The 18,566-nt window shown below is 67.7% G+C and carries 18 protein-coding genes; 10 read left to right on the plus strand and 8 right to left on the minus strand.

Annotation, left to right across the window (positions count from 1 at the left end; genetic code table 11):
* Positions 1 to 8: 8 nt before the first annotated feature.
* Complete coding sequence (locus JE033_RS03740) at positions 9 to 1,196, minus strand: ABC transporter ATP-binding protein (RefSeq protein ID WP_090147740.1); 1,188 nt, start codon at positions 1,194 to 1,196, stop codon at positions 9 to 11.
* Positions 1,193 to 2,395: a PotD/PotF family extracellular solute-binding protein gene (locus JE033_RS03745; protein WP_200329540.1), complete on the minus strand. Its 1,203-nt coding sequence runs from the start codon at positions 2,393 to 2,395 to the stop codon at positions 1,193 to 1,195. Before JE033_RS03745 ends, JE033_RS03740 begins: the two co-directional genes overlap by 4 nt.
* A gap of 301 nt (positions 2,396 to 2,696) precedes the next feature.
* On the opposite strand from JE033_RS03745, the gene JE033_RS03750 reads away from it, so the two are divergent.
* From JE033_RS03750 to JE033_RS03760, 3 genes are all read left to right on the plus strand, one after another.
* On the plus strand, positions 2,697 to 3,164 hold the full coding sequence (locus tag JE033_RS03750; RefSeq protein WP_090147736.1) for an Lrp/AsnC family transcriptional regulator: 468 nt from the start codon (positions 2,697 to 2,699) through the stop codon (positions 3,162 to 3,164).
* Between the two features lie 2 nt (positions 3,165 to 3,166).
* Positions 3,167 to 4,561, plus strand: a complete 1,395-nt coding sequence (locus JE033_RS03755; RefSeq protein WP_090147733.1) for an aspartate aminotransferase family protein — start codon at positions 3,167 to 3,169, stop codon at positions 4,559 to 4,561.
* A gap of 383 nt (positions 4,562 to 4,944) precedes the next feature.
* Positions 4,945 to 5,475: a hypothetical protein gene (locus tag JE033_RS03760; protein WP_200329542.1), complete on the plus strand. Its 531-nt coding sequence runs from the start codon at positions 4,945 to 4,947 to the stop codon at positions 5,473 to 5,475.
* Positions 5,476 to 5,597: 122 nt separating this feature from the next.
* Here JE033_RS03760 and rpsO read toward each other — a convergent pair whose 3' ends face one another.
* The gene (gene rpsO / locus JE033_RS03765; RefSeq protein WP_090147728.1) at positions 5,598 to 5,867 is read right to left on the minus strand and encodes a 30S ribosomal protein S15; all 270 of its coding nucleotides are present in this window, start codon (positions 5,865 to 5,867) and stop codon (positions 5,598 to 5,600) included.
* 315 nt (positions 5,868 to 6,182) lie between these two features.
* On the opposite strand from rpsO, the gene JE033_RS03770 reads away from it, so the two are divergent.
* Positions 6,183 to 7,412 carry an ammonium transporter gene (locus tag JE033_RS03770; RefSeq protein WP_090147725.1) on the plus strand — a complete coding sequence of 410 codons (1,230 nt, stop codon included), beginning with the start codon at positions 6,183 to 6,185 and terminating at the stop codon, positions 7,410 to 7,412.
* A 125-nt stretch (positions 7,413 to 7,537) separates the two neighbouring features.
* The gene (locus tag JE033_RS03775) at positions 7,538 to 8,374 is read left to right on the plus strand and encodes an inositol monophosphatase family protein (protein WP_200329544.1); all 837 of its coding nucleotides are present in this window, start codon (positions 7,538 to 7,540) and stop codon (positions 8,372 to 8,374) included.
* 52 nt (positions 8,375 to 8,426) lie between these two features.
* On the opposite strand, the gene JE033_RS03780 is transcribed toward JE033_RS03775, so the two are convergent.
* Both JE033_RS03780 and glp read right to left on the minus strand, forming a co-directional pair.
* Positions 8,427 to 9,368: an NTP transferase domain-containing protein gene (locus tag JE033_RS03780; protein WP_200329546.1), complete on the minus strand. Its 942-nt coding sequence runs from the start codon at positions 9,366 to 9,368 to the stop codon at positions 8,427 to 8,429.
* Entirely contained in the window at positions 9,362 to 10,645 is a 1,284-nt protein-coding gene (gene glp / locus JE033_RS03785) for a gephyrin-like molybdotransferase Glp (protein ID WP_200329548.1), read from the minus strand. Before glp ends, JE033_RS03780 begins: the two co-directional genes overlap by 7 nt.
* Positions 10,646 to 10,721: 76 nt before the next feature.
* Here glp and fdhD point away from each other — a divergent pair, with 76 nt between their 5' ends.
* The gene (gene fdhD, locus JE033_RS03790; protein ID WP_200329550.1) at positions 10,722 to 11,612 is read left to right on the plus strand and encodes a formate dehydrogenase accessory sulfurtransferase FdhD; all 891 of its coding nucleotides are present in this window, start codon (positions 10,722 to 10,724) and stop codon (positions 11,610 to 11,612) included.
* A complete protein-coding gene (locus JE033_RS03795; protein ID WP_200329552.1) occupies positions 11,609 to 13,933 on the plus strand; it encodes an FdhF/YdeP family oxidoreductase in 2,325 nt (774 codons plus the stop codon). The genes fdhD and JE033_RS03795 overlap by 4 nt, the downstream gene beginning before the upstream one ends.
* Before the next feature lie 59 nt (positions 13,934 to 13,992).
* Here the strand turns inward: JE033_RS03795 and fmdA are convergent, their stop codons facing one another.
* From fmdA to JE033_RS03810, 3 genes are read right to left on the minus strand one after another with little or no spacing between them, the layout of a single operon-like run.
* Positions 13,993 to 15,246, minus strand: coding sequence for a formamidase (fmdA, locus tag JE033_RS03800; RefSeq protein ID WP_200329554.1), 1,254 nt, complete (start codon positions 15,244 to 15,246; stop codon positions 13,993 to 13,995).
* A gap of 44 nt (positions 15,247 to 15,290) precedes the next feature.
* Positions 15,291 to 15,578, minus strand: a complete 288-nt coding sequence (locus tag JE033_RS03805) for an FmdB family zinc ribbon protein (RefSeq protein WP_200329556.1) — start codon at positions 15,576 to 15,578, stop codon at positions 15,291 to 15,293.
* A complete protein-coding gene (locus tag JE033_RS03810) occupies positions 15,565 to 16,215 on the minus strand; it encodes an AmiS/UreI family transporter (RefSeq protein WP_200329558.1) in 651 nt (216 codons plus the stop codon). The genes JE033_RS03805 and JE033_RS03810 overlap by 14 nt, the downstream gene beginning before the upstream one ends.
* Positions 16,216 to 16,444: 229 nt before the next feature.
* Here JE033_RS03810 and JE033_RS03815 point away from each other — a divergent pair, with 229 nt between their 5' ends.
* The 3 genes from JE033_RS03815 (at position 16,445) to JE033_RS03825 (ending at position 18,565) form a co-directional block, all read left to right on the plus strand.
* Positions 16,445 to 16,843 (plus strand): molybdopterin-binding protein, encoded by a 399-nt coding sequence (locus JE033_RS03815; protein ID WP_200329560.1) that lies wholly within the window; start codon positions 16,445 to 16,447, stop codon positions 16,841 to 16,843.
* 28 nt (positions 16,844 to 16,871) lie between these two features.
* Positions 16,872 to 17,726 carry a molybdate ABC transporter substrate-binding protein gene (gene modA / locus JE033_RS03820; RefSeq protein ID WP_370567894.1) on the plus strand — a complete coding sequence of 285 codons (855 nt, stop codon included), beginning with the start codon at positions 16,872 to 16,874 and terminating at the stop codon, positions 17,724 to 17,726.
* Between the two features lie 68 nt (positions 17,727 to 17,794).
* On the plus strand, positions 17,795 to 18,565 hold the full coding sequence (locus JE033_RS03825) for an ABC transporter permease (protein WP_336661444.1): 771 nt from the start codon (positions 17,795 to 17,797) through the stop codon (positions 18,563 to 18,565).
* Position 18,566: the final 1 nt, after the last annotated feature.

Here is an 18,566-nt window from a genome sequence, read left to right on the forward strand (position 1 = left end):
TCGGTCCCCTACTCTGCGAGAGCGGCTCGGGACGCGATGGCTCGCGTCGACAGGCCCGCATCGACGATGCCGGCGTCGAGCGGATCATCCAGCAGTCCGAACGTGTGCTCGACGCGCCAGCTCAGCCAGACCTCGTCGCCCAGCGCGGCGGTCGGGCCGGCCTGCAGATTCTGAGCGAAGACCTGCACGTCGCCGGCTCCTGGCACCGCTACGGTGTACTGGGTGCTCACGCCGATGAACGACACATCGGTGACCCTCCCCGGGCCGACTGCGTTGGTCAGCGCGTCGGGTTCGGGCTCCGCATGCGCAAGCGTCAGCTTCTCCGGCCGCACGCCGATCGTGATCCGACCGCTGTCGCGCTCGCTCCGGTTACGGGGCACCGAGAGCCTCATGCCGCGGAACTCGGCGTGCAGCACCTGGTCCGTCGTTCCTGCGACCTCCACCGGGAAGAGATTCGACTGACCGAGGAAGTTCGCGACGAAGACGGTCCGCGGCAACTCGTACAGCTCTTCCGGCGCCCCCATCTGCTCGATTCTCCCCTGGTGCATCACCGCGACCGTATCGGCCATCGTCATGGCCTCCTCCTGATCGTGGGTGACATGCAAGAACGTCAGCCCGACCTCCTGCTGAATCTGCTTGAGCTCCTGCTGCATCTGACGCCGGAGTTTCAAGTCCAGCGCGCCGAGCGGCTCATCGAGCAGGAGGAGCGCCGGCCGGTTCACCACCGCTCGCGCCAGCGCTACGCGCTGCTGCTGCCCGCCCGAAAGCTGGGCGGGCTTCCGATCCGCGACGTGGTCGAGTTCGACCAGGCGCAGCGCTTCGTGCGCCTTGGCGGCGGGGTCGGAGATGCGACGTCGGCGCAAGCCGAACGCGACGTTCTCGAGCACCGACATGTGCGGGAAGAGGGCGTAGGACTGGAACACCGTGTTCACCGGTCGCCGGTGAGGGGTCAGAGCGGTCACGTCCTGTCCGCCGATGAGGATGCGCCCGGCCGTGGCCTCCTCGAGACCCGCGACGAGGCGCAGCGTCGTCGTCTTGCCGCAACCCGACGGACCGAGCAGTGCGAAGAAGGAGCCCGCCGGAATCGTCAGGTCGAGATGTTCGATCGCGGTGAATCCCGGAAAGCGCTTCTGAATGCCGACGAGTTGGAGATCCGCCCCCGACTCAGCGAATTTCCTGTGGTCCCCCACGCTCACAGCCCCAGCACGTTCTGGAACTGGGTGGAGTACTGCTTGTCCTCCTCGGCCGTGAGCGTGCGGAACGGGCGAAGGTGCTCCCAGTCCTGCTCCGTCGGGAAGATGAGGGGATTGTCGGCGTTCTCAGGATTCACCTGCTGCATGGCTTCCTGCGTCCCCTTCACGGGCGGCACGAACGTCACATAGTCGGCGACCTGCGCCATGACTTCAGGGTCGTAGTAGTAGTCGATCATCTCCTCGACACGCGCCTTCGCCTCTGGCGTCGTGCCGTTGGGAACTGTGAAGGAGTCCGACGCGATCATGCCGCCCGACTCGGGGATCTCGAGCGTCCACTGGTTGTCGTTCTCGGCGTTCAACATGATGACGTCGCCCGACCACGCCATCGCGGCCCAGGCGTCGCCAGTGATCAGATCCTGCGTGTAGCTGTTGCCCTTCACGTTGCCGATCTGCCCGCTCTGCAGCGCATCGTCGAGCCACGCCATCGCGGCGTCGAACTCGGTGTCGCCCCAGTCGCCAGCAGGATCGTGCCCCAGACCGGCGAGGATCATGCCGACGGTGTCGCGCATCTCGCTCAGCACGACGACCTTCCCCTTCAGGTCGGGAGCGAGGAAATCGTCGAGCGTCTTGATGCCCTTCGGCACGGCCTCCGTATTCCACACCCAGCCCGATGCGGGGAGCTGCCACGGAACCGAGAACTTGCGCCCGGGATCGACGTCGAGCGCATCCCACTGCGCATCGACGAGGTTCGCCGTGACGTTCGGGAGGTTCTCGTAATCGAATTCCTGCACCTGATTCGCCGTGATGAGACGCCCGTTCATCCAGTCGGTCATCGTGATCGTGTCGTAGCCGGTGTGGTCGCCGAGCTGCAGCTGATCCTTGATCTTGCCGTAGAACGTATTGTTGTCGTCGATGTCCTCGACGTACTGGACGTCGTAGCCGGCCTGTTCGACGAAGGCGTCGAGCGTCGGATACGAGCCGGTCGCGTCGTCGAAATCGAGGTAGTACGTCCAGTTCCCCCAGATCACACCGTCACCGCCACCACCACCGCCGCCGCCCGAGCACGCGCTCAAGCCGAGTGCCCCGAGGCCCGCCGCTCCCACCGCGACGCCCCGGAGGAGCTGACGGCGGTCGAGCTGCTTTCCTCTGATCATCCCGACGATGCTGCGGACGATCGGATCTTCTGGTTGACGAAAGACCATGAGATATCTCCTTTGATTCTCATAACGACGGCACGCCACCAATCGGGCGACAGTGCCAGGGGTGCCTCGAATATGTCATAGACCCGAGTTCCCTGCCAAGGAACCGCTCCGAGTGATTCGCATTCGTCATCGAACGGTTACCGTCGCGCGACCTGGCATCGGACGCCCGCATCCACCGGGCGACCGGAGGAGCGAGCTGCCGCCGCTGCACTCATGCGAGAACGTGGAAATACGCTGAATCATGATCGGTCTTCTTCGGATTCCTTTGCGTTTTTATGGTTTGACTGCAAGAATCAGAAGCGTGAGCAGCAAACGCAATGCGCCAGCGCTCGATTCCACGTCGAAAGCGATCATCGAGCAACTCCAGCGCGATGGCCGCCGATCGTACGCCGAGATCGGGAAGGCGGTCGGCCTCAGCGAGGCCGCCGTGCGCCAGCGCGTGCAGAAGCTCACGGATGCCGGGGTCATGCAGATCGTTGCCGTGACCGACCCGATGCGCTTGGGCTTCACTCGCCAGGCCATGCTCGGCATCCGCGTTTCCGGCGACACCAGGGTCGTCGCCGATCGCCTCGCTGAAATGTCGGAGATCAGTTACGTCGTGCTCAGCGCGGGCTCCTACGACATCCTCGCCGAGGTCGTCTGCGAGGACGACGATGGGTTGATCGAATTGCTCAACGAACAGATCCGAAAGATCGAAGGCGTTGCATCGACCGAATCCTTCGTCTACCTCCAACTCACCAAACAGAAATACGACTGGGGAACACGATAACCATGTCTTACGATCCCACTGCAGCGGTAGACACTGCCGCGCTCCAGGCCTCGGCCAAGAAGCACATGTGGCCGCACTTCACCAACCGCAAGGTGCTCAATGACGGCATCCCCGTCATCACGCGCGCCGAGGGCCACCACATCTACGACTCCGCCGGCAAGCAGTACATCGACGGCCTCGCAGGGCTCTTCGTGGTCAATGCCGGCCACGGTCGCGAGCGCATCGTGCAGGCTGCGGCCAAGCAGATGCAGCAGCTCGACTTCATGCCGATCTGGTCGTACGGCCACCCGGCAGCGATCGAGCTCTCCGAGCGTCTCTCGAGCTACGCGCCCGGCGACATGAACAAGGTCTTCTTCACCACCGGTGGTGGCGAAGCTGTGGAGTCGGCGTTCAAGCTGGCGAAGCACTTCTGGAAGATCAAGGGCCAGCCGATGAAGCACAAGGTCATCTCGCGCTCGGTCGCCTACCACGGCACCCCGCAGGGCGCGCTGGCCATCACCGGCATCCCCGACATGAAGAAGTTCTACGAGCCGCTCACCCCCGGTGGTCACCGCGTGCCCAACACGAACTTCTACCGCGCCGACGAGATGGGCGCCCCCTCCGACGACCTCGAGGCCTTCGGCCAGTGGGCGGCGAACCGCATCGAAGAGGCGATCCTGTTCGAGGGCCCCGACACCGTCGCGGCCGTCTTCCTCGAGCCGGTGCAGAACTCGGGCGGCTGCTTCCCCCCGCCCCCCGGATACTTCAAGCGCGTGCGCGAGATCTGCGATCAGTACGACGTGCTGCTCGTCTCGGACGAGGTCATCTGCGCCTACGGCCGCATCGGTGAGTTCTTCGCCTCGACCGCTCTCGGGTACGAGCCCGACATCATCACCTCGGCGAAGGCGCTCACCTCGGGCTACGTCCCGCTCGGCGCGATGATCGTCTCCGACAAGGTGTCGGAGCCGTTCAACTCGACCGACAACACCTTCTACCACGGCTTCACGTTCGCCGGTCACCCGGCCGCGGCGGCTGCCGCGCTCGAGAACCTCGACATCTTCGAGGAAGAGGACCTCAACGGGCGCGTTCGCGAGAACAGCCCGCTGTTCCGCGCCGAGCTCGAGAAGCTGCTCGACATCGACATCGTCGGCGACGTGCGCGGTGAGGGCTACTTCTTCGGCATCGAGCTGGTGAAGGACAAGGCGACCAAGGAGACGTTCACCGAGGAGGAGTCGGATCGACTGCTTCGCGATTACCTCTCCCCCGCACTGTGGGAGGCCGGCCTCTACTGCCGCGCCGACGATCGTGGAGATCCCGTCATCCAGCTCGCTCCGCCGCTGACCATCGGTCCGTCGGAGTTCGCGGAGATCGGCGGCATCCTCCGCAGCGTCCTCAAGGACGCGTCTTCGAAGATCTAAGACGCATTCCCCGGATACGGGTGTGGCCCTCTCGCGCAAGCGAGGGGGCCACACCCGTATCCGGGGCCTCCCGCACCGCTCCAGCCCTCTGCCCGCTCCGGCCCTCCGGCCCGCCGGCCGATCGCGAGGGTTTCTGCCGAGCTCGAGCATTGCGCGTTGTCCACAAGCACTGGGAGACGGCGCTCCTGCGGGTGTGCACGCGCCCGCTGAGAGCGATCAATCGGCCCGGCCCGTCGGCGCAGGCGTTCACATCGCTCGACATCGAGCACCCGACTCCGAGGGTGTGTGCCAAACGCGAGCGATTCTCCGGGCAATCTTCGCTCACCTTCGGCCCTCACCCTCGAGGTCGGCGAGATCGAAGCGACCGGGTTAGGCTTCACGCTATGAGCAGCTTCGATCCGCACCAGCCCGCGCAGCCGGACCAGTCCGCGCAGCCGCACCAGCAATACGCGCAGCCGCAGTACGCCCAACCACAACAGCCGCAGGCGCCGCAACCGCCGCAGCCCCGACAGCAATACGCGCAGCCGCAGCCGCAGCAACCCCAATACGCTCAGTCGCCGCCGTACGCGGCGCCTCATCAGGCGCAGCGCGCGCCGGGCGGGCTGAATGCGCCGGGCATCATCGCCCTGGCGGTCCTGCTTCTGACCTCGTTGATTCCGCTGTTCACGCCGGTGATCTACAGCACCGCGTCCAGTTCGGGCTCGTTCTCGGCGGTGTCGACAGTCATTTCGATCGTGCACGTGCTGCTGCTGCTCATCGCGGGGGCGCTCGCCGTCATGGGCCTGCTCGCGAAGCATCTCTCGCGCTGGCGCTGGGCGGCCATCGGCGCGGCAGTATCGGCGGCGCTTGGCCTCGTCTCGTTCGTGCTCTCGTGGTTCGGTGGTCTGCTGCTCAGCATTCCCGGCATGTACTGAGAACCGCTCCCCGATCTGAGACGCCCGGCCGAGCCTTCACGGAAACGCAGAAGCGCCCGCCACCGTGAGGTGACGGGCGCTTCGCAGATGGTGCTTCCGGCGATCGCCGGAGGACCTGCAGATTAGCGGCGCAGACCGATGCGCTCGATGAGCGAACGGTAACGCGCGATGTCGACGTTCTGGAGGTACCCCAGAAGACGACGGCGCTGGCCGACGAGCAGCAGGAGGCCACGACGCGAGTGGTGGTCGTGCTTGTGCTCCTTGAGGTGCTCGGTCAGATCCTTGATACGACGGCTGAGCATCGCGACCTGAACCTCAGGGGAACCGGTATCGCCAGGCTTTGTCGCGTATTCTTCGATGATCGCCTTCTTGACATCTGCTTCAAGTGCCATAGGGATCCCCTTCCTCTTGCTGCGCGGCGCCTTCAGCGGGATGCTGGGGCTCTCTTTATCCGCGGCCGTTCGAACGGCAACCTGTACAGCTTAGCACCGATCCGACGCCCACGCCCGTTCGCCGGGATCGGCGCACGCGCAGCACCCGCGCACGCGCACCGCGAGCGCTCCGTCCCGGCGTCTCGGCGCCTGCGTCACCGGAACGAAACACACACGGCACGCGACCGAAATCGCAGCGAGACGGTCGCGAAACAGCCGCGGCGCACACTGGTTCCACTGTGGCGGCCACGGCCCGCTCGAGAGAAAGGCACCAGCATGGAACTCACTCCTTCTGACGTGTGGACGCTTACGAGCGCAGCCCTCGTTCTGATCATGACACCGGGGCTCGCCCTGTTCTACGGCGGTCTCGTTCGCGTGCGATCGGTCGTCAACATGATGCTCTTCAGCGTCAGCGCGATGGGCGTCGTCGGGGTCCTGTGGATCCTCTTCGGTTACAGCATGAACTACTTCGCGGAGGGAGAGAGCGGATTCGCCGGGAGCCCCTTCAAAGATTTCGGCTTGATCAACACCGACCCGGCGAGCTTCATCGGCGTGGGCTTCGGCGCAGTGTTCGCGATGATCACGACCGCGCTGATCTCGGGTGCGATCGCCGACCGCGTCGGGCTCGGTTCGTGGGTGCTCTTCTCCGGCGTGTGGGCGACGTTCGTGTACTTCCCGGTCGCAGCCTGGGTGTGGGGCGGCGGCTGGATCCAGAATCTCGGCAGTGCGCTGGGCCTGCCAGACGTCATCGATCTCGCCGGCGGCACCGTGATCCACATCAATGCCGGCGCTGCGGCGCTGGCATTGGCGCTCGTCGCGGGCAAGCGCATCGGCTTCGGGAAGGGTTCGCATCAGCCCCACAGCATCCCGCTCGTCACCATCGGCGCAGCACTGCTCTGGTTCGGCTGGATCGGCTTCAACGGCGGTCTCGCGACGGAGACCGGTGAGGCCGGCCTGATCCTGGTCAACACGCTCGCGGCTCCTGCCGCAGGTATCGTCGGTTGGATCCTCGTCGATGTGATGCGCGGCAAGAAGCCCGGCGTGATCGGCGCGGCATCGGGTGCGGTCGGCGGTCTCGTCGCGATCACTCCGGCAGCCGCAAGCCTCTCTCCGGTGTGGGCGCTGCTGCTCGGCGTGATCGCGGGAATGGCGTGCGCTCTCGCCATCGAGTGGAAGTACCGGCTCGGATACGACGATTCGCTCGACGTCGTTGGGCTGCACCTCGTCGCGGGCGTGATCGGCTCGCTCTACCTGGGGTTCTTCGCCTTCTCCGACGGCCTCTTCACCGGAGGCGACGCCGGACTGCTGCTCGTGCAGTCGATCTCGGTAGTCTCGGTGATGGTGTACTCCTTCGTCGTCTCCCTGGTCATCGCACTCGGCGTGAAGCTCGTCACCGGGCTCCGCGTTCCGCCGCAGGTCGAGGAGGCCGGCATCGACTTCGCCGCGCACGGCGAAGAGGCGTACGCGTACGCCTCCCCCGAGGTGGTCTCAGCGCCGACGCGCTGATTCCCCCTCCCCAGAACGCGGGGCCCGGTCGATGACGCTCGGGCCCCGTTCTGCTGTCCGGATCCGGCCCCATTGCCCGGCCGGCGCTCCCCGCTGCTGCACCGGCCTCGACTAGGCTCGGGAGCATGATCGACTCCCCCGCAGCTGCACCGACCGCCCACGACCCGAAGGGTCTCGCCGCGATCGCTGCGAGGATCGCCGAACGAGCTGCCGCGCGCATCCTCGAGCTTCGCGCCCAGGGCGTCGACGTGGCTGCGAGCAAGTCGAGCGCCACCGATGTGGTGACCGCCGCTGATCAGGAGTCGGAGCGGCTCATCGTCGCGGCGATCCAAGACGTACGGCCCGATGACGGCATCCTCGGCGAGGAAGGAACCGGCATTGCCGGCACGAGCGGCATCACCTGGGTCATCGATCCGATCGACGGCACGGTCAACTACCTGTACGACCTCCCGGCCTACTCGGTGAGCATCGCCGCCACCGTCGCCGATGAGACCGCATACGGAGACGGCCGCCGCGCCATTGCGGGCGCCGTGTGCAACCCGCGAACGGACGAACTCTTCGTCGCCTGGGAGGGGGGCGGAGCGACTCGCAACGGCGAGCCCATCCGCATCACGGGCCAGGACGACCTCTCACTATCCCTCGTCGCCACCGGTTTCGGTTACACCGCGGAGCGCCGCACCGAGCAGGCGGAGATGGTGGCGCGAGTGATCCCCCGAGCCCGCGACATCCGGCGCTACGGATCGGCAGCCTACGATCTCTGCATGCTCGCCGCCGGTCGGCTCGACGCCTACTACGAACAGGGGCTACAGCCCTGGGATTATGCGGCCGGAGTCTTGATCGCGAGCGAGGCCGGTGCGACGCTGATCGGCCGCGACGCCGCGACGCCGCCGGGAGAATCGTTCATGGTCGTCGGGGCGGCCGGCCTCGTCGAGGAGCTCCGCTCGCTCGCGCTCGGCGAATAGCACCGTTCGGCGGCGGCTCGCGCGCCGACCCGGCGCACCGCCGGCGGCCGAGTCACTCCGAGTCGGTTCGGTCGGCTTTCCACGCGGCTGCGCGATCGGTGAGCTGATCGGCGAGCGACTGCAGTCGTGCCGGATCGGCCTCCCCCGACCGACCGTACGCGACGCCCAGCAGAAACGTCGAGAGCGGTGCCGCTGGCCGGGCGACGTCATGGGCGACGTCGCGGGCGACGTCGAGCACGGTTCCGATGCGCACGGTCTCAGGATCGACATCGAGCTCGGCGGCGGCGGCGGCGAGCCAGGCGTCCAGGGCCTCCGGCGGGAGATGGTTCGACTGCGGCATGGTTCCTCCATGGGTGTTGGATGCTGATCCGGTGGGTGCGGCCGAGCCGGCTTCAGCGAGCGACCCCGGCGACGACCGCGCCCGTGCGAGGTCTGCGGGTGTGTCGATGTCGGCGACGGTCGAGGCGTCTGCGTCCAGCCAGCGGATTTCGAGCGCGGCCGTGACGCGTCGGAGCGGCTCGTCGGCGACGGCACCGTCGAGCGCCGCGATGGCGCGAGTCAACGCCGCTACGCGATAGCGGCCCGCGAGCCACTGCGCACGGCCGTCGGGATCCCGCAGCAGTGTCGCGTCTTCACCCCCCGCGGGCGCGTGGTCGCGCAACCGTGCGACCACGCGGTCCGGTCGCACGAGATCGCAGGCGAGCAGCAGCACCTCGTCGACCGAGCGGTCGATCGCCGCGAGGCCGGCGGCGAGCGCGGCGAGCGGCCCGGAGTACGGGGGATGCTCGCGCACTGCGACGCAACCGCGCGGCGTCGCGTCAGTCGCGCCGACCACGATGGGGCGCATCACTCCGACACCCCGCACGGCGGCGACGACCCGATCGATCAGGCGCACTCCCCCGAGTTCGATCGCCGCTTTGTCGACTCCGCCGAGCCGGGATCCACGACCTCCGGCGAAGACGATCGCGCCGAGGCCGCCTGAGTCGTTCACCATGCGACGATCACCGTCTCCACCGTCTCCCCCGCGCTCACGTCGCCACGACCGGGCTCGACGATCGCGTAGCCATCGGCCGCCCCGTGGCCGCCGACGGCGTGCGAGTATCCGCGCGCGTCGACGGCGGGCGAGCAGCGGAGCCCGTGCGGCGTGCTGCGGATGCGGACGGGGAGCACCTGCGTCCGTTCCGCGCTGCCCCGCCACCCGTGGTCGGCGACGGCAGGAACGCTCGGACGGTGCAGGCGTCCGGCGCCCTGCATGCGGAGGAGCGCCGGACGCACGAAGAGCTCGTAGCTGACGGCGGCGCTGACGGGGTTGCCGGGAAGCGCGAAGATCATCGCCCCGCCTCGGAGGCGCCCGAAGCACTGCGGTTGCCCGGGCTTCACGGCGACCCGCACGGCACGCACGTCGGGTTCGATCGCGAGCGCGATCCTCACGATGTCGTGCAGCCCCGGGCCGACGCCTCCCGTGGTGATCACCGCGTCGACTTCTCCCGCGAGTTCGGCGAGTCTCGCGGCGAACCCCTCGGCATCGTCGTCGCACACGGAGACCGACACCGGCCCGATTCCTTCCTCCGCGAGGAGCCCGGCGATGAGCACGGAGTTCGACTCGGGGATCTGACCGCGCTCGAACGGCCCGCTTCCGGTGTGCAGCTCGGCTCCGGTCGCGATCACCGCGACGCGCGGTCGGCGTCGCACGCTCACCTCTGAGACCCCCGCGGCGGCGAGCGCCGCGATTCGGCGCGCGCCGAGCCGTTCGCCGGAGTGCGCGAGGAGACTTCCGACCGCTGCGTCCTCGCCGCGGCGGCGCACGTGGGCTCCCGGCACGACCTCCCGCTGCACCAGCACACGGTGTTCGGCCCACGCAGCTCCGACGACGTCGGCAACCGTCTGCTCGACGGGAATCACAGCATCGGCCGAGCTCGGCACGGGCGCACCCGTCATGATGCGCACCGCGGTGCCGCGCTCCAGTCGCGGATCGACGCCGTCGCCGGCCGCGACTTCTCCGATGATGCGCAGCTCCACGGCCGAGCCGGGCGCAGCCCCAGCCGTGTCAGCCGCTCGCACCGCGTAACCGTCCATCGCCGAGTTGTGCCAGAGCGGAAGGGCGACGGCAGCGGCCACGTCGTCGGCGAGGTACAGGCCCGTCGCCTTCCGGAGCGGCACGGCCATGACGGGAAGCTCGGACGCGGCGCCGAGCACGGCGCGTCGGTGCTCGTCCACCGGGACCGGTGTGCTCGCAGGCGCTGCGACGGTGCTCCGGCTTGCCGCACCCATGCCACCACGCTCCCGAATTCGGTGTGCGCCGGTACGGCGCCTTGCTCCCGATCACCTTCGATGATATCCAAGAGGTGTGTCACGTATCGCAGCGCGTCGAAGAGTGACCCGCCTCACCGTGGGCGGATCCCGAGTCCGACGAGCCGATTTCCTCGCCGTCGAAGAACCGCTCGAGATCCGCGTCGGTGGAACGCCACTCGCGGTGACCATGCGCACCCCTGGACACGATGTCGAGCTGGCCGCTGGGTTCCTCGTCTCCGAGGGTGTGATCCACCAGCAGCACGACTTCTCCGCGGCGATTCACTGCGCGAGTGACGGAGAGCCGAACACGTACAACGTGCTCGACGTCGCCCTCGGGCCGGGAGTCGCACCGCCCGATCCGAGTCTCCAGCGGAATTTCACCACGACGAGTTCGTGCGGTCTGTGCGGCAAGGCGACGATCGACGCCGTGCACACGCGCTCCCGCTTCGACGTCGCAGAGGATCCGCTCCGCATCGACGCCGCCATGATCATCACGTTCCCCGATCAGCTGCGCGCCCAGCAGGCCGTCTTCGAGCGAACGGGCGGCCTCCACGCCGCCGCCCTCTTCGACGGGCGGACGGGCGAGATGCTCGTGCTGCGCGAAGACGTCGGTCGCCACAACGCGGTCGACAAGGTCATCGGCTGGGCCCTCCTGCAGGGGCTGCTGCCCCTGCGATCCGTGGTGCTGATGGTCTCGGCTCGCGCGAGCTTCGAGCTCACGCAGAAGGCTCTCATGGCGGGGGTTCCCATGCTGACCGCCGTCTCGGCACCCTCGTCGCTCGCGGTCGAGCTCGCCGAGTCGTCGGGAATCACCCTCGTCGGCTTTCTGCGCGGGGAATCAATGGTCGTCTACAACCGCGACGACCGCATCACCGACGTCGCGCACGAATCACCAGATCCAGCCGGCAGTGCCGTCGGCACCCTCGAGAAAGCAGTGCACCCATGAGCCCCAAGGCCCCCCGCGACGACTTCTCCGACGCCGACATCGAAGTCACCGAGCCGAAGGACTATGCCGCGGGGCTCGGCGGCGTCTTCCACTCGATGGAGCCGGCGGTCAAAACACTGGGCCTCGCGAAAACCGCGAAGCTCATGACGAAGATCAACCACAAAGACGGCTTCGACTGCATGAGCTGCGCCTGGCCCGACCCCGAGCACCGCAAGATCGCGGAGTTCTGCGAGAACGGCGGCAAGGCGGTGACCTGGGAGGCGACGCCCGTGACCGTCCCCCGCTCGTTCTGGAAGGAGCACTCGCTCACGTCGCTCGAGGACAAGACCGAGTACTGGCTGGGCATGCAGGGGCGGATCACCGAGCCGGTCTACAAGCCGGCGGGCTCCGATCATTACGAGCCGGTCAGCTGGGACCGGGCCTTCGACATCGCCGCGGGGCACCTGAACGCGCTGGATCACGCGGATGAGGCGTCGTTCTACACGAGCGGCCGCGCGTCGAACGAGGCGGCGTTCATCTACCAGCTGTTCGCTCGCGTCCTCGGCACGAACAACCTGCCCGACTGCTCCAACATGTGCCACGAGTCGACGGGCACCGCGATGACGTACACGGTCGGCATCGGCAAGTCCACGATCGCCTACAACGACTTCCTTAAATCCGACCTGATCATCATCATGGGTCAGAACCCGGGCACGAATCATCCCCGCATGCTCACCGCTCTCGAGGAGGCGAAGGAGAACGGGGCGAGCGTCGTCGCGGTGAACCCGCTGCCCGAGGCCGGCCTGCTCGGGTACAAGGACCCGCAGAAGGTGCGGGGGTACGTCGGAAAACCGCTGCAGATCGCCGACCAGTTCCTCAAGATCCGCTCCGGCGGCGACGCCGCACTGCTGCAGGCCGTGTCCAAGCGCGTCATGGAGGCCGAGCGACGCGCCCCCGGCACCGTGCTCGACCACGAGTTCATCTCCGGGTACTGCGACGGCTTCGAGGAGTTCGCGGAGCACATCGTGCACGTGGACGACGCGGCGGTGGAGCGCGCGACCGGGCTCTCCTCGGCGGAGATCGACGAATTCGCCGAGCGGTACGTGCGCGCCGGTCGCGTGATCATCTGCTGGGCGATGGGCATCACGCAGCACCGTCGGAGCGTCGACACCATCAAGGAGATCATCAATCTGCTGCTGCTCCGCGGCAACATCGGCAGGCCGGGAGCCGGCGCGTCTCCCATCCGCGGCCACTCGAACGTGCAGGGCGACCGCACGATGGGCGTCTGGGAGCAGATGCCCGATTCCTTCCTCGATGCGCTCGGCGCGGAGTTCTCCTTCGAGCCTCCGCGCGCGCACGGGGTGGACGCCGTGCAGGGGATCCGAGCGCTCGACGAGGGCAAGATCAAAGTGTGGTTCGGACTCGGCGGCAATCTGCTCGGCGCGATCTCCGACACGAATCTCGCCGAATCGGCGATGCGTCGCACGCGGCTCAGCGTGCAGCTCTCGACCAAGCTCAACCGCTCGCATGTGATCACCGGCGAAGAGGCGCTGATTCTGCCGGTCCTCGGGCGCACCGAGGTCGACGTGCAGCTCAGCGGGCCCCAATACGTCACCGTCGAGGACACGGTGTGCGCGGTGCACGCCTCGCACGGGCAGGTGCCGCCGATCTCCGAGCAGGTGCGCTCGGAGATCGCGATCGTCGCCGGGATCGCGCACGCGACGCTGGGCACTCGTCACGGGATCGACTGGCTCGCCATGATCGACGATTACGACGTGATTCGCGATCACATCTCCCGCGTCGTCCCCGGGTGCGCGGATTACAACGCGAAGACGCGACGGAAGGACGGCTTCCTGCTGCCGAACGGACCCCGCGACGAGCGCCGGTTCGATACCGCAACCGGCAAGGCGCGCATCACGGTGAATGAGCTCGAGCACGTGGAGTGCCCGCCCGGACGCCTGATCCTGCAGACCATTCGTTCGCACGACCAGTTCAACACGACGATCTACAGCCTGAACGACCGCTACCGCGGCATCAAGAAGGGGCGCTCGGTCATCTTCGTGCACCCCGACGATCTCGCTGAGCTCGGGTTGGCCGACGGGCAGACCGTCGACATCTTCAGTGAGTGGAAGGATCAGCCGGACCGCGTGCTCCGCGGGTTCCGCACGGTCGCGTTCCCCACGGCACGCGGGTGCGCGGCAGCGTACTTCCCGGAGGCCAATGTGCTCGTGCCGCTCGACAGCACCGCACTCGAGAGCAACACACCGGTGTCGAAGGCGGTCGTCGTCCGGCTCGAACCCTCGAACACCCCGGTGGGCGTCGGGCGCCCGGTCACCGTGTGACACGCGGCCAGCGCCCGCTTCCGCCTCGTGAGACGGGAGCGGGCGCTGGCCCGGCCGGGTCAGGCTGCGGCGCGCGGCGCACCGATTCCCGGGTCGATCTGCGTGGGCCCCGCCTGCGACGGGCGCGGGTCGAAGTCGAAGATCTCGGTCGGCAGGTACACGGTGGAGCAGGAGTTCGGAATGTCGACGACTCCTGAGAGGCGCCCCTCGATCGGAGCGGCTCCGAGCAGCAGATAGGCCTGCTCCGGGCTGTAGCCGAACTTCATGAGGTAGTCGATGGCGTGCAGACAGGCTCGCTGGTACGAAAGGTGCGAGTCGAGATAGCGCTGCTCGCCGTCGAGAGTCACCGACGTGCCAGAGAACGCCAGCCAGTGGCTGTACTGCGGTTCGACGTTGCCCGGCATGAAGATCGCGTTCTCGTGCACGCCGTAGGTCTCCATGCCGCCCTTGATGAGATCGACGCGCAGATCGATGAACCCGCCCATCTCGATCGCACCGCAGAAGGTGATCTCCCCGTCACCCTGCGAGAAGTGCAGGTCGCCGACCGAGAGGTTGGCGCCGTCGACGAACACGGGGTAGAACACGCGAGAGCCCTTGGTGAAGTTCTTGATGTCCTGGTTGCCCCCGTTCTCGCGCGGCGGCGCGGTTCTCGCCGCTTCGCCTGCGACGCGCGTCCAGTCCTCACTCCCCAAGCCCCCCAGCACCGCGTGATCGGCCTCCGGCGGAAGCGCGAGCGGCGGAACGCGATCCGGGTCGGTGGCGATGAGCGCCGCCTCGCGGGCGTTCCATTTCGAGAGCAGCCCGGCCGATGGCGCCGTGCCCATCAACCCGGGATGAATGATGCCGGTGAACGAGACGCCCGGGATGTGCCGGGATGTGGCCGTCTGCCCCGAGAAATCCCACACCGCCTTGTACGCATCCGGGAACTGATCCGTCAGAAAACTGCCGCCGTTGCGCTTCGCGAAGATGCCGGTGTACCCCCAGCCCTGGCCGGCGAGCGGCCCCGAATCCTCTTGCGGGATCGGGCCGACGTCGAGGATGTCGACGATGAGCAGGTCGCCCGGCTGAGCCCCTTCGACGCGGAACGGCCCGCTCAGGGTGTGGACGGTCAGGAGCGGTGCATCGAGGATGTCTTGCGCGGAGTCATCGTTGACGATCGCGCCGTCGAACCACTCCCGGCAGTCGACGCGGAACGCATCTCCGGGCTTCACGGTGGCGACCGGAGGGATCTCAGGGTGCCAGCGGTTGTGGCCGACCTTTTCCTGCTCGGTGAACTTCTTCGACGAATCCAGTTGGAATACATGTTCGGGCATCAGCTCGTCCTCTTTTCCTGTAGCGGGTGGTACGGATCTCTCAGCTATGGCTTCGGAAGTTTTGCGTGGAGCGGGTTTCGGGTGACCGGCTGCCGCGACGCAGCGCCGCGAGCGGGGAGACGATCCACCGTCTGCGGATCGTGCGCGCTGCGAGAGCTTCGTTCGAGCAGGCCGTAGGCGCTGCTGCCCGCAGCCGAAAGGTGCGGTGCGGTGATCGCACGAGTGGCGGTCGCACCGCACTTCGTGCACGCCGTCTGCCGAGGCACCTCGCTCATCGAGTACATCGCGTCGAAGGCGCACCCCTCGACGCAGCGAAAGCTATAGTTCGGCATCGGTTCGACCTCCGGTCATGGTGCCGGCCGCGACACGGCCGGATCTCTGCTGGCGGGGGCGACCGAGCACCCACGCCGCGGCGAAGCACGCTGCGAACACCGCGGCCGCTACGAGCGCCGGAGCTGCGCCCGTGACGTAGGTTCCGGTCAGGAGCATGAGGGCGGGCACGGCGCCCGTGCCGATGCCGAGCAGCAGGGTGAACCACCCCGTGACGCGCGTCAGCCGATCGCGTCCGCGGGCGAGCACGAGGAAGAAGAGCAGCCAGAGCACCGCCCAGGACCACCAGATCACGCCGAAGACGGGGTCGCCCAGGTGCGTGAACTGCACGATGCCGTAGACGACGGCGCAGGCCGCGACGAAGATGGAGAACCAGCCGAGCCCCTCTCCGCTCGCGCCGGTCAACGTGTTCCACGCGACGTAGAGGTAGGTGAACCCGAAGAGATACAGGCCCGATGCACCGAGAATCACCGATGCGTCACCATCGGCCTGCGCGATGATGATCGTCGGGAACACCACCTGCATGCCCCCGACGAACAGGTTCATGGCCGCTGCCGCACGTGCGGGAACGACGTCGAGCAGCATCAGACCGTTGATGAACAGCACGGCTCCGACGTAGAGCAATCCGACACTGCTCATTGCGTTCTCCTCTCGCTGCACTGCGTGAAGAGCGACCGGGAACGTACCTCGGTCAGGCTCGGCGGCTGCGCACGAATGTGGACGACCGCTCTGCTCCAGAAGCTAGTGCGAGTTCCAAAACAAGTCAACAGCGCACGGAGTCCACCGGCGCCGGAAGCCGCGGTCGCCGACGGCACATGCGGAGGTCAGGGCTGACCCTTCCCGCACCTGCGGGGATAGACTCTCAGCCATGACGCATTTCAGGATCAGTGAAGCGGCGGTGCTGCTGGGTGTCAGCGACGACACGGTCCGCAGGTGGAGCGCGGAGGGCCTCCTCGAAGCCGGCGTCGATGCAGCGGGTCGGCGCACCGTCAGCGGCGCCTCGCTCGCCCGACGCGCCCTCGATCTCGCGCCGGGCTCCGCCGCACCGGGCACGACCCGGCAGAGCGCACGCAATCGCTTCACCGGAATCGTCACCGGCGTGCAGTGCGAGGGTCTGGTGGCGCAAGTCGAGTTGCAGTGCGGTCCGAATCGCATCGTGTCGCTCATGACCGCCGAGGCGCTCGACGATCTCGACATCGAGGTGGGGTCGAGAGCGACCGCCATCGTCAAAGCCACGACCGTCATGATCGAAACCGAGCGCTGCTGACGCAGCGCCCCTGATTCGAGGAATCTCCGTGCCCCGCCGCATCTCCCCCACGCGCCAGCAGGCGCGCGCCAGAACGACCGCAGCCGTCGCCGTCTGCACCGTGATCCTCGCCCTCGCCGGCTGCGGCGCCCCCGGCGCGCCCGGGAATGCACCGGCAGCTGATGCCGACGACCCTGGGCTCTCCGGCCGGCTCACCGTCGCCGCAGCGGCTTCGCTGCAAGATGTCATCACCGAGGCCGCAGAAGCCTTCACCGCCGACCATCCAGATGTCGCCTTCGACGCGCTGACCTTCGACGGTTCCTCGGTGCTCGCCACGCAGATCATCGGCGGCGCCCCCGTCGACGTCTTCGCATCTGCCGACGAGCGCACCATGTCGAGTGTCGGCGATGCCGGGTTGCTCGCCGCCGAACCCGTGCGGTTCGCGACCAGTGTTCTCGAGATCGCGGTGGCTCCGGGAAACCCCCTCGCGATCGACTCACTCGAAGACCTCGCCCGGAGCGGAGCCGACGAGCGAAGGCCGACGGTCGTGGTGTGCGCCGCTGAGGTTCCCTGCGGCGCTGCCGCTCAGCAGTTGCTCGAGCGCGACGGAGTATCGCTGCAGCCCGCGAGCGAGGAGCAGAACGTCACGGCGGTCATGACCAAAGTGGCTTCCGGGGAGGCCGACGCCGGGTTGGTCTATCGCTCCGATGTGCTGCGCTCAGCGGGCAGGGTCGAGGGCGTCGAGATCCCGGGTGCGGGCGACGCCGCTGGGAGCTATCTCATCGCCCCGATCGCCGGGTCGCGTTCCGAGGCGGCTGCGCGTGCGTTCGCCGACTCCCTCCTCGCCGCCGGCGTCCAGTCCCGGCTGGCCGAACTCAGTTTCGGCACGGTGGACTCCCCGTGAACGGCGGATCGCGCACGCGACACGCGCCCGCCCGCGCATCGCAGCGACGCCGCCGGGAGGTTCCCGGCGTGGTGATCGCCCCCGCGCTCCTCGGCGGCGCGCTCCTCGTGCTGCCGCTCGTCGCACTGCTCGTCCGTATGAACTGGTCGGCTCTCCCCGCGACGCTCGCCGATCCGGCGACCGGCAGTGCACTGGCGCTCTCACTCATCACCGCGGCCTCCGCCACGCTCTGCTGCATCGCGCTCGGCGTGCCACTCGCCGTGGTCCTCTCCCGAGCGAGCGGCTGGTGGTCCGTCGCCCTGCGCGGCATCGTCACGCTCCCGCTCGTACTGCCACCGCTCGTGGGCGGTCTGGCACTCCTCTCACTGCTCGGCCGCGGCGGAGCGCTCGGCGATGTGCTCGCGGAGGCGGGAATCCGCATCCCGTTCACCACAGGCGCCGTCGTCATCGCGCAGACGTTCGTGTCGCTCCCGTTCCTCGTCATCTCCGTTGAGGGGGCGCTGCGCGCGCTCACCCCGGCGTTCGGCGACGCCGCGGCCACACTCGGCGCCACGCCCGCGACAGCGCTCTTCCGCGTCACACTGCCCATCATCCGCCCCGGCCTGACCGCCGGGATCATTCTCTGCTTCACCCGTGCGCTCGGGGAGTTCGGCGCTACAGCTCTCTTCGCCGGGAACGCCGGCGGTACGACTCGGACGGTGCCCCTCGCGATCTACACGGCGTTCAACGGTGCCGGCGTCACGCAGGACACGGCGCTGACGCTGTCGCTGATCCTCATCGCGATCGCGCTCGTCTCACTCGCGCTCGTGCAGGGGCGAACGGCCGCACGCGCGATGTAGG

Origin of the sequence: Leucobacter sp. L43 (assembly GCF_016597785.1) — a bacterium.
In the GTDB taxonomy this organism is placed as follows: domain Bacteria; phylum Actinomycetota; class Actinomycetes; order Actinomycetales; family Microbacteriaceae; genus Leucobacter; species Leucobacter alluvii.

Bases quoted from the DNA above. Each gene is read 5' to 3' on its own strand.
- JE033_RS03745 (WP_200329540.1), bottom strand. From the start codon at position 2,395: ATGGTCTTTCGTCAACCAGAAGATCCGATCGTCCGCAGCATCGTCGGG.
- JE033_RS03755 (WP_090147733.1), top strand. From the start codon at position 3,167: ATGTCTTACGATCCCACTGCAGCGGTAGACACTGCCGCGCTCCAGGCC.
- JE033_RS03760 (WP_200329542.1), top strand. From the start codon at position 4,945: ATGAGCAGCTTCGATCCGCACCAGCCCGCGCAGCCGGACCAGTCCGCG.
- rpsO (WP_090147728.1), bottom strand. From the start codon at position 5,867: ATGGCACTTGAAGCAGATGTCAAGAAGGCGATCATCGAAGAATACGCG.
- JE033_RS03770 (WP_090147725.1), top strand. From the start codon at position 6,183: ATGGAACTCACTCCTTCTGACGTGTGGACGCTTACGAGCGCAGCCCTC.
- JE033_RS03775 (WP_200329544.1), top strand. From the start codon at position 7,538: ATGATCGACTCCCCCGCAGCTGCACCGACCGCCCACGACCCGAAGGGT.
- JE033_RS03780 (WP_200329546.1), bottom strand. From the start codon at position 9,368: ATGGTGAACGACTCAGGCGGCCTCGGCGCGATCGTCTTCGCCGGAGGT.
- glp (WP_200329548.1), bottom strand. From the start codon at position 10,645: ATGGGTGCGGCAAGCCGGAGCACCGTCGCAGCGCCTGCGAGCACACCG.
- JE033_RS03795 (WP_200329552.1), top strand. From the start codon at position 11,609: ATGAGCCCCAAGGCCCCCCGCGACGACTTCTCCGACGCCGACATCGAA.
- fmdA (WP_200329554.1), bottom strand. From the start codon at position 15,246: ATGCCCGAACATGTATTCCAACTGGATTCGTCGAAGAAGTTCACCGAG.
- JE033_RS03805 (WP_200329556.1), bottom strand. From the start codon at position 15,578: ATGCCGAACTATAGCTTTCGCTGCGTCGAGGGGTGCGCCTTCGACGCG.
- JE033_RS03810 (WP_200329558.1), bottom strand. From the start codon at position 16,215: ATGAGCAGTGTCGGATTGCTCTACGTCGGAGCCGTGCTGTTCATCAAC.
- JE033_RS03815 (WP_200329560.1), top strand. From the start codon at position 16,445: ATGACGCATTTCAGGATCAGTGAAGCGGCGGTGCTGCTGGGTGTCAGC.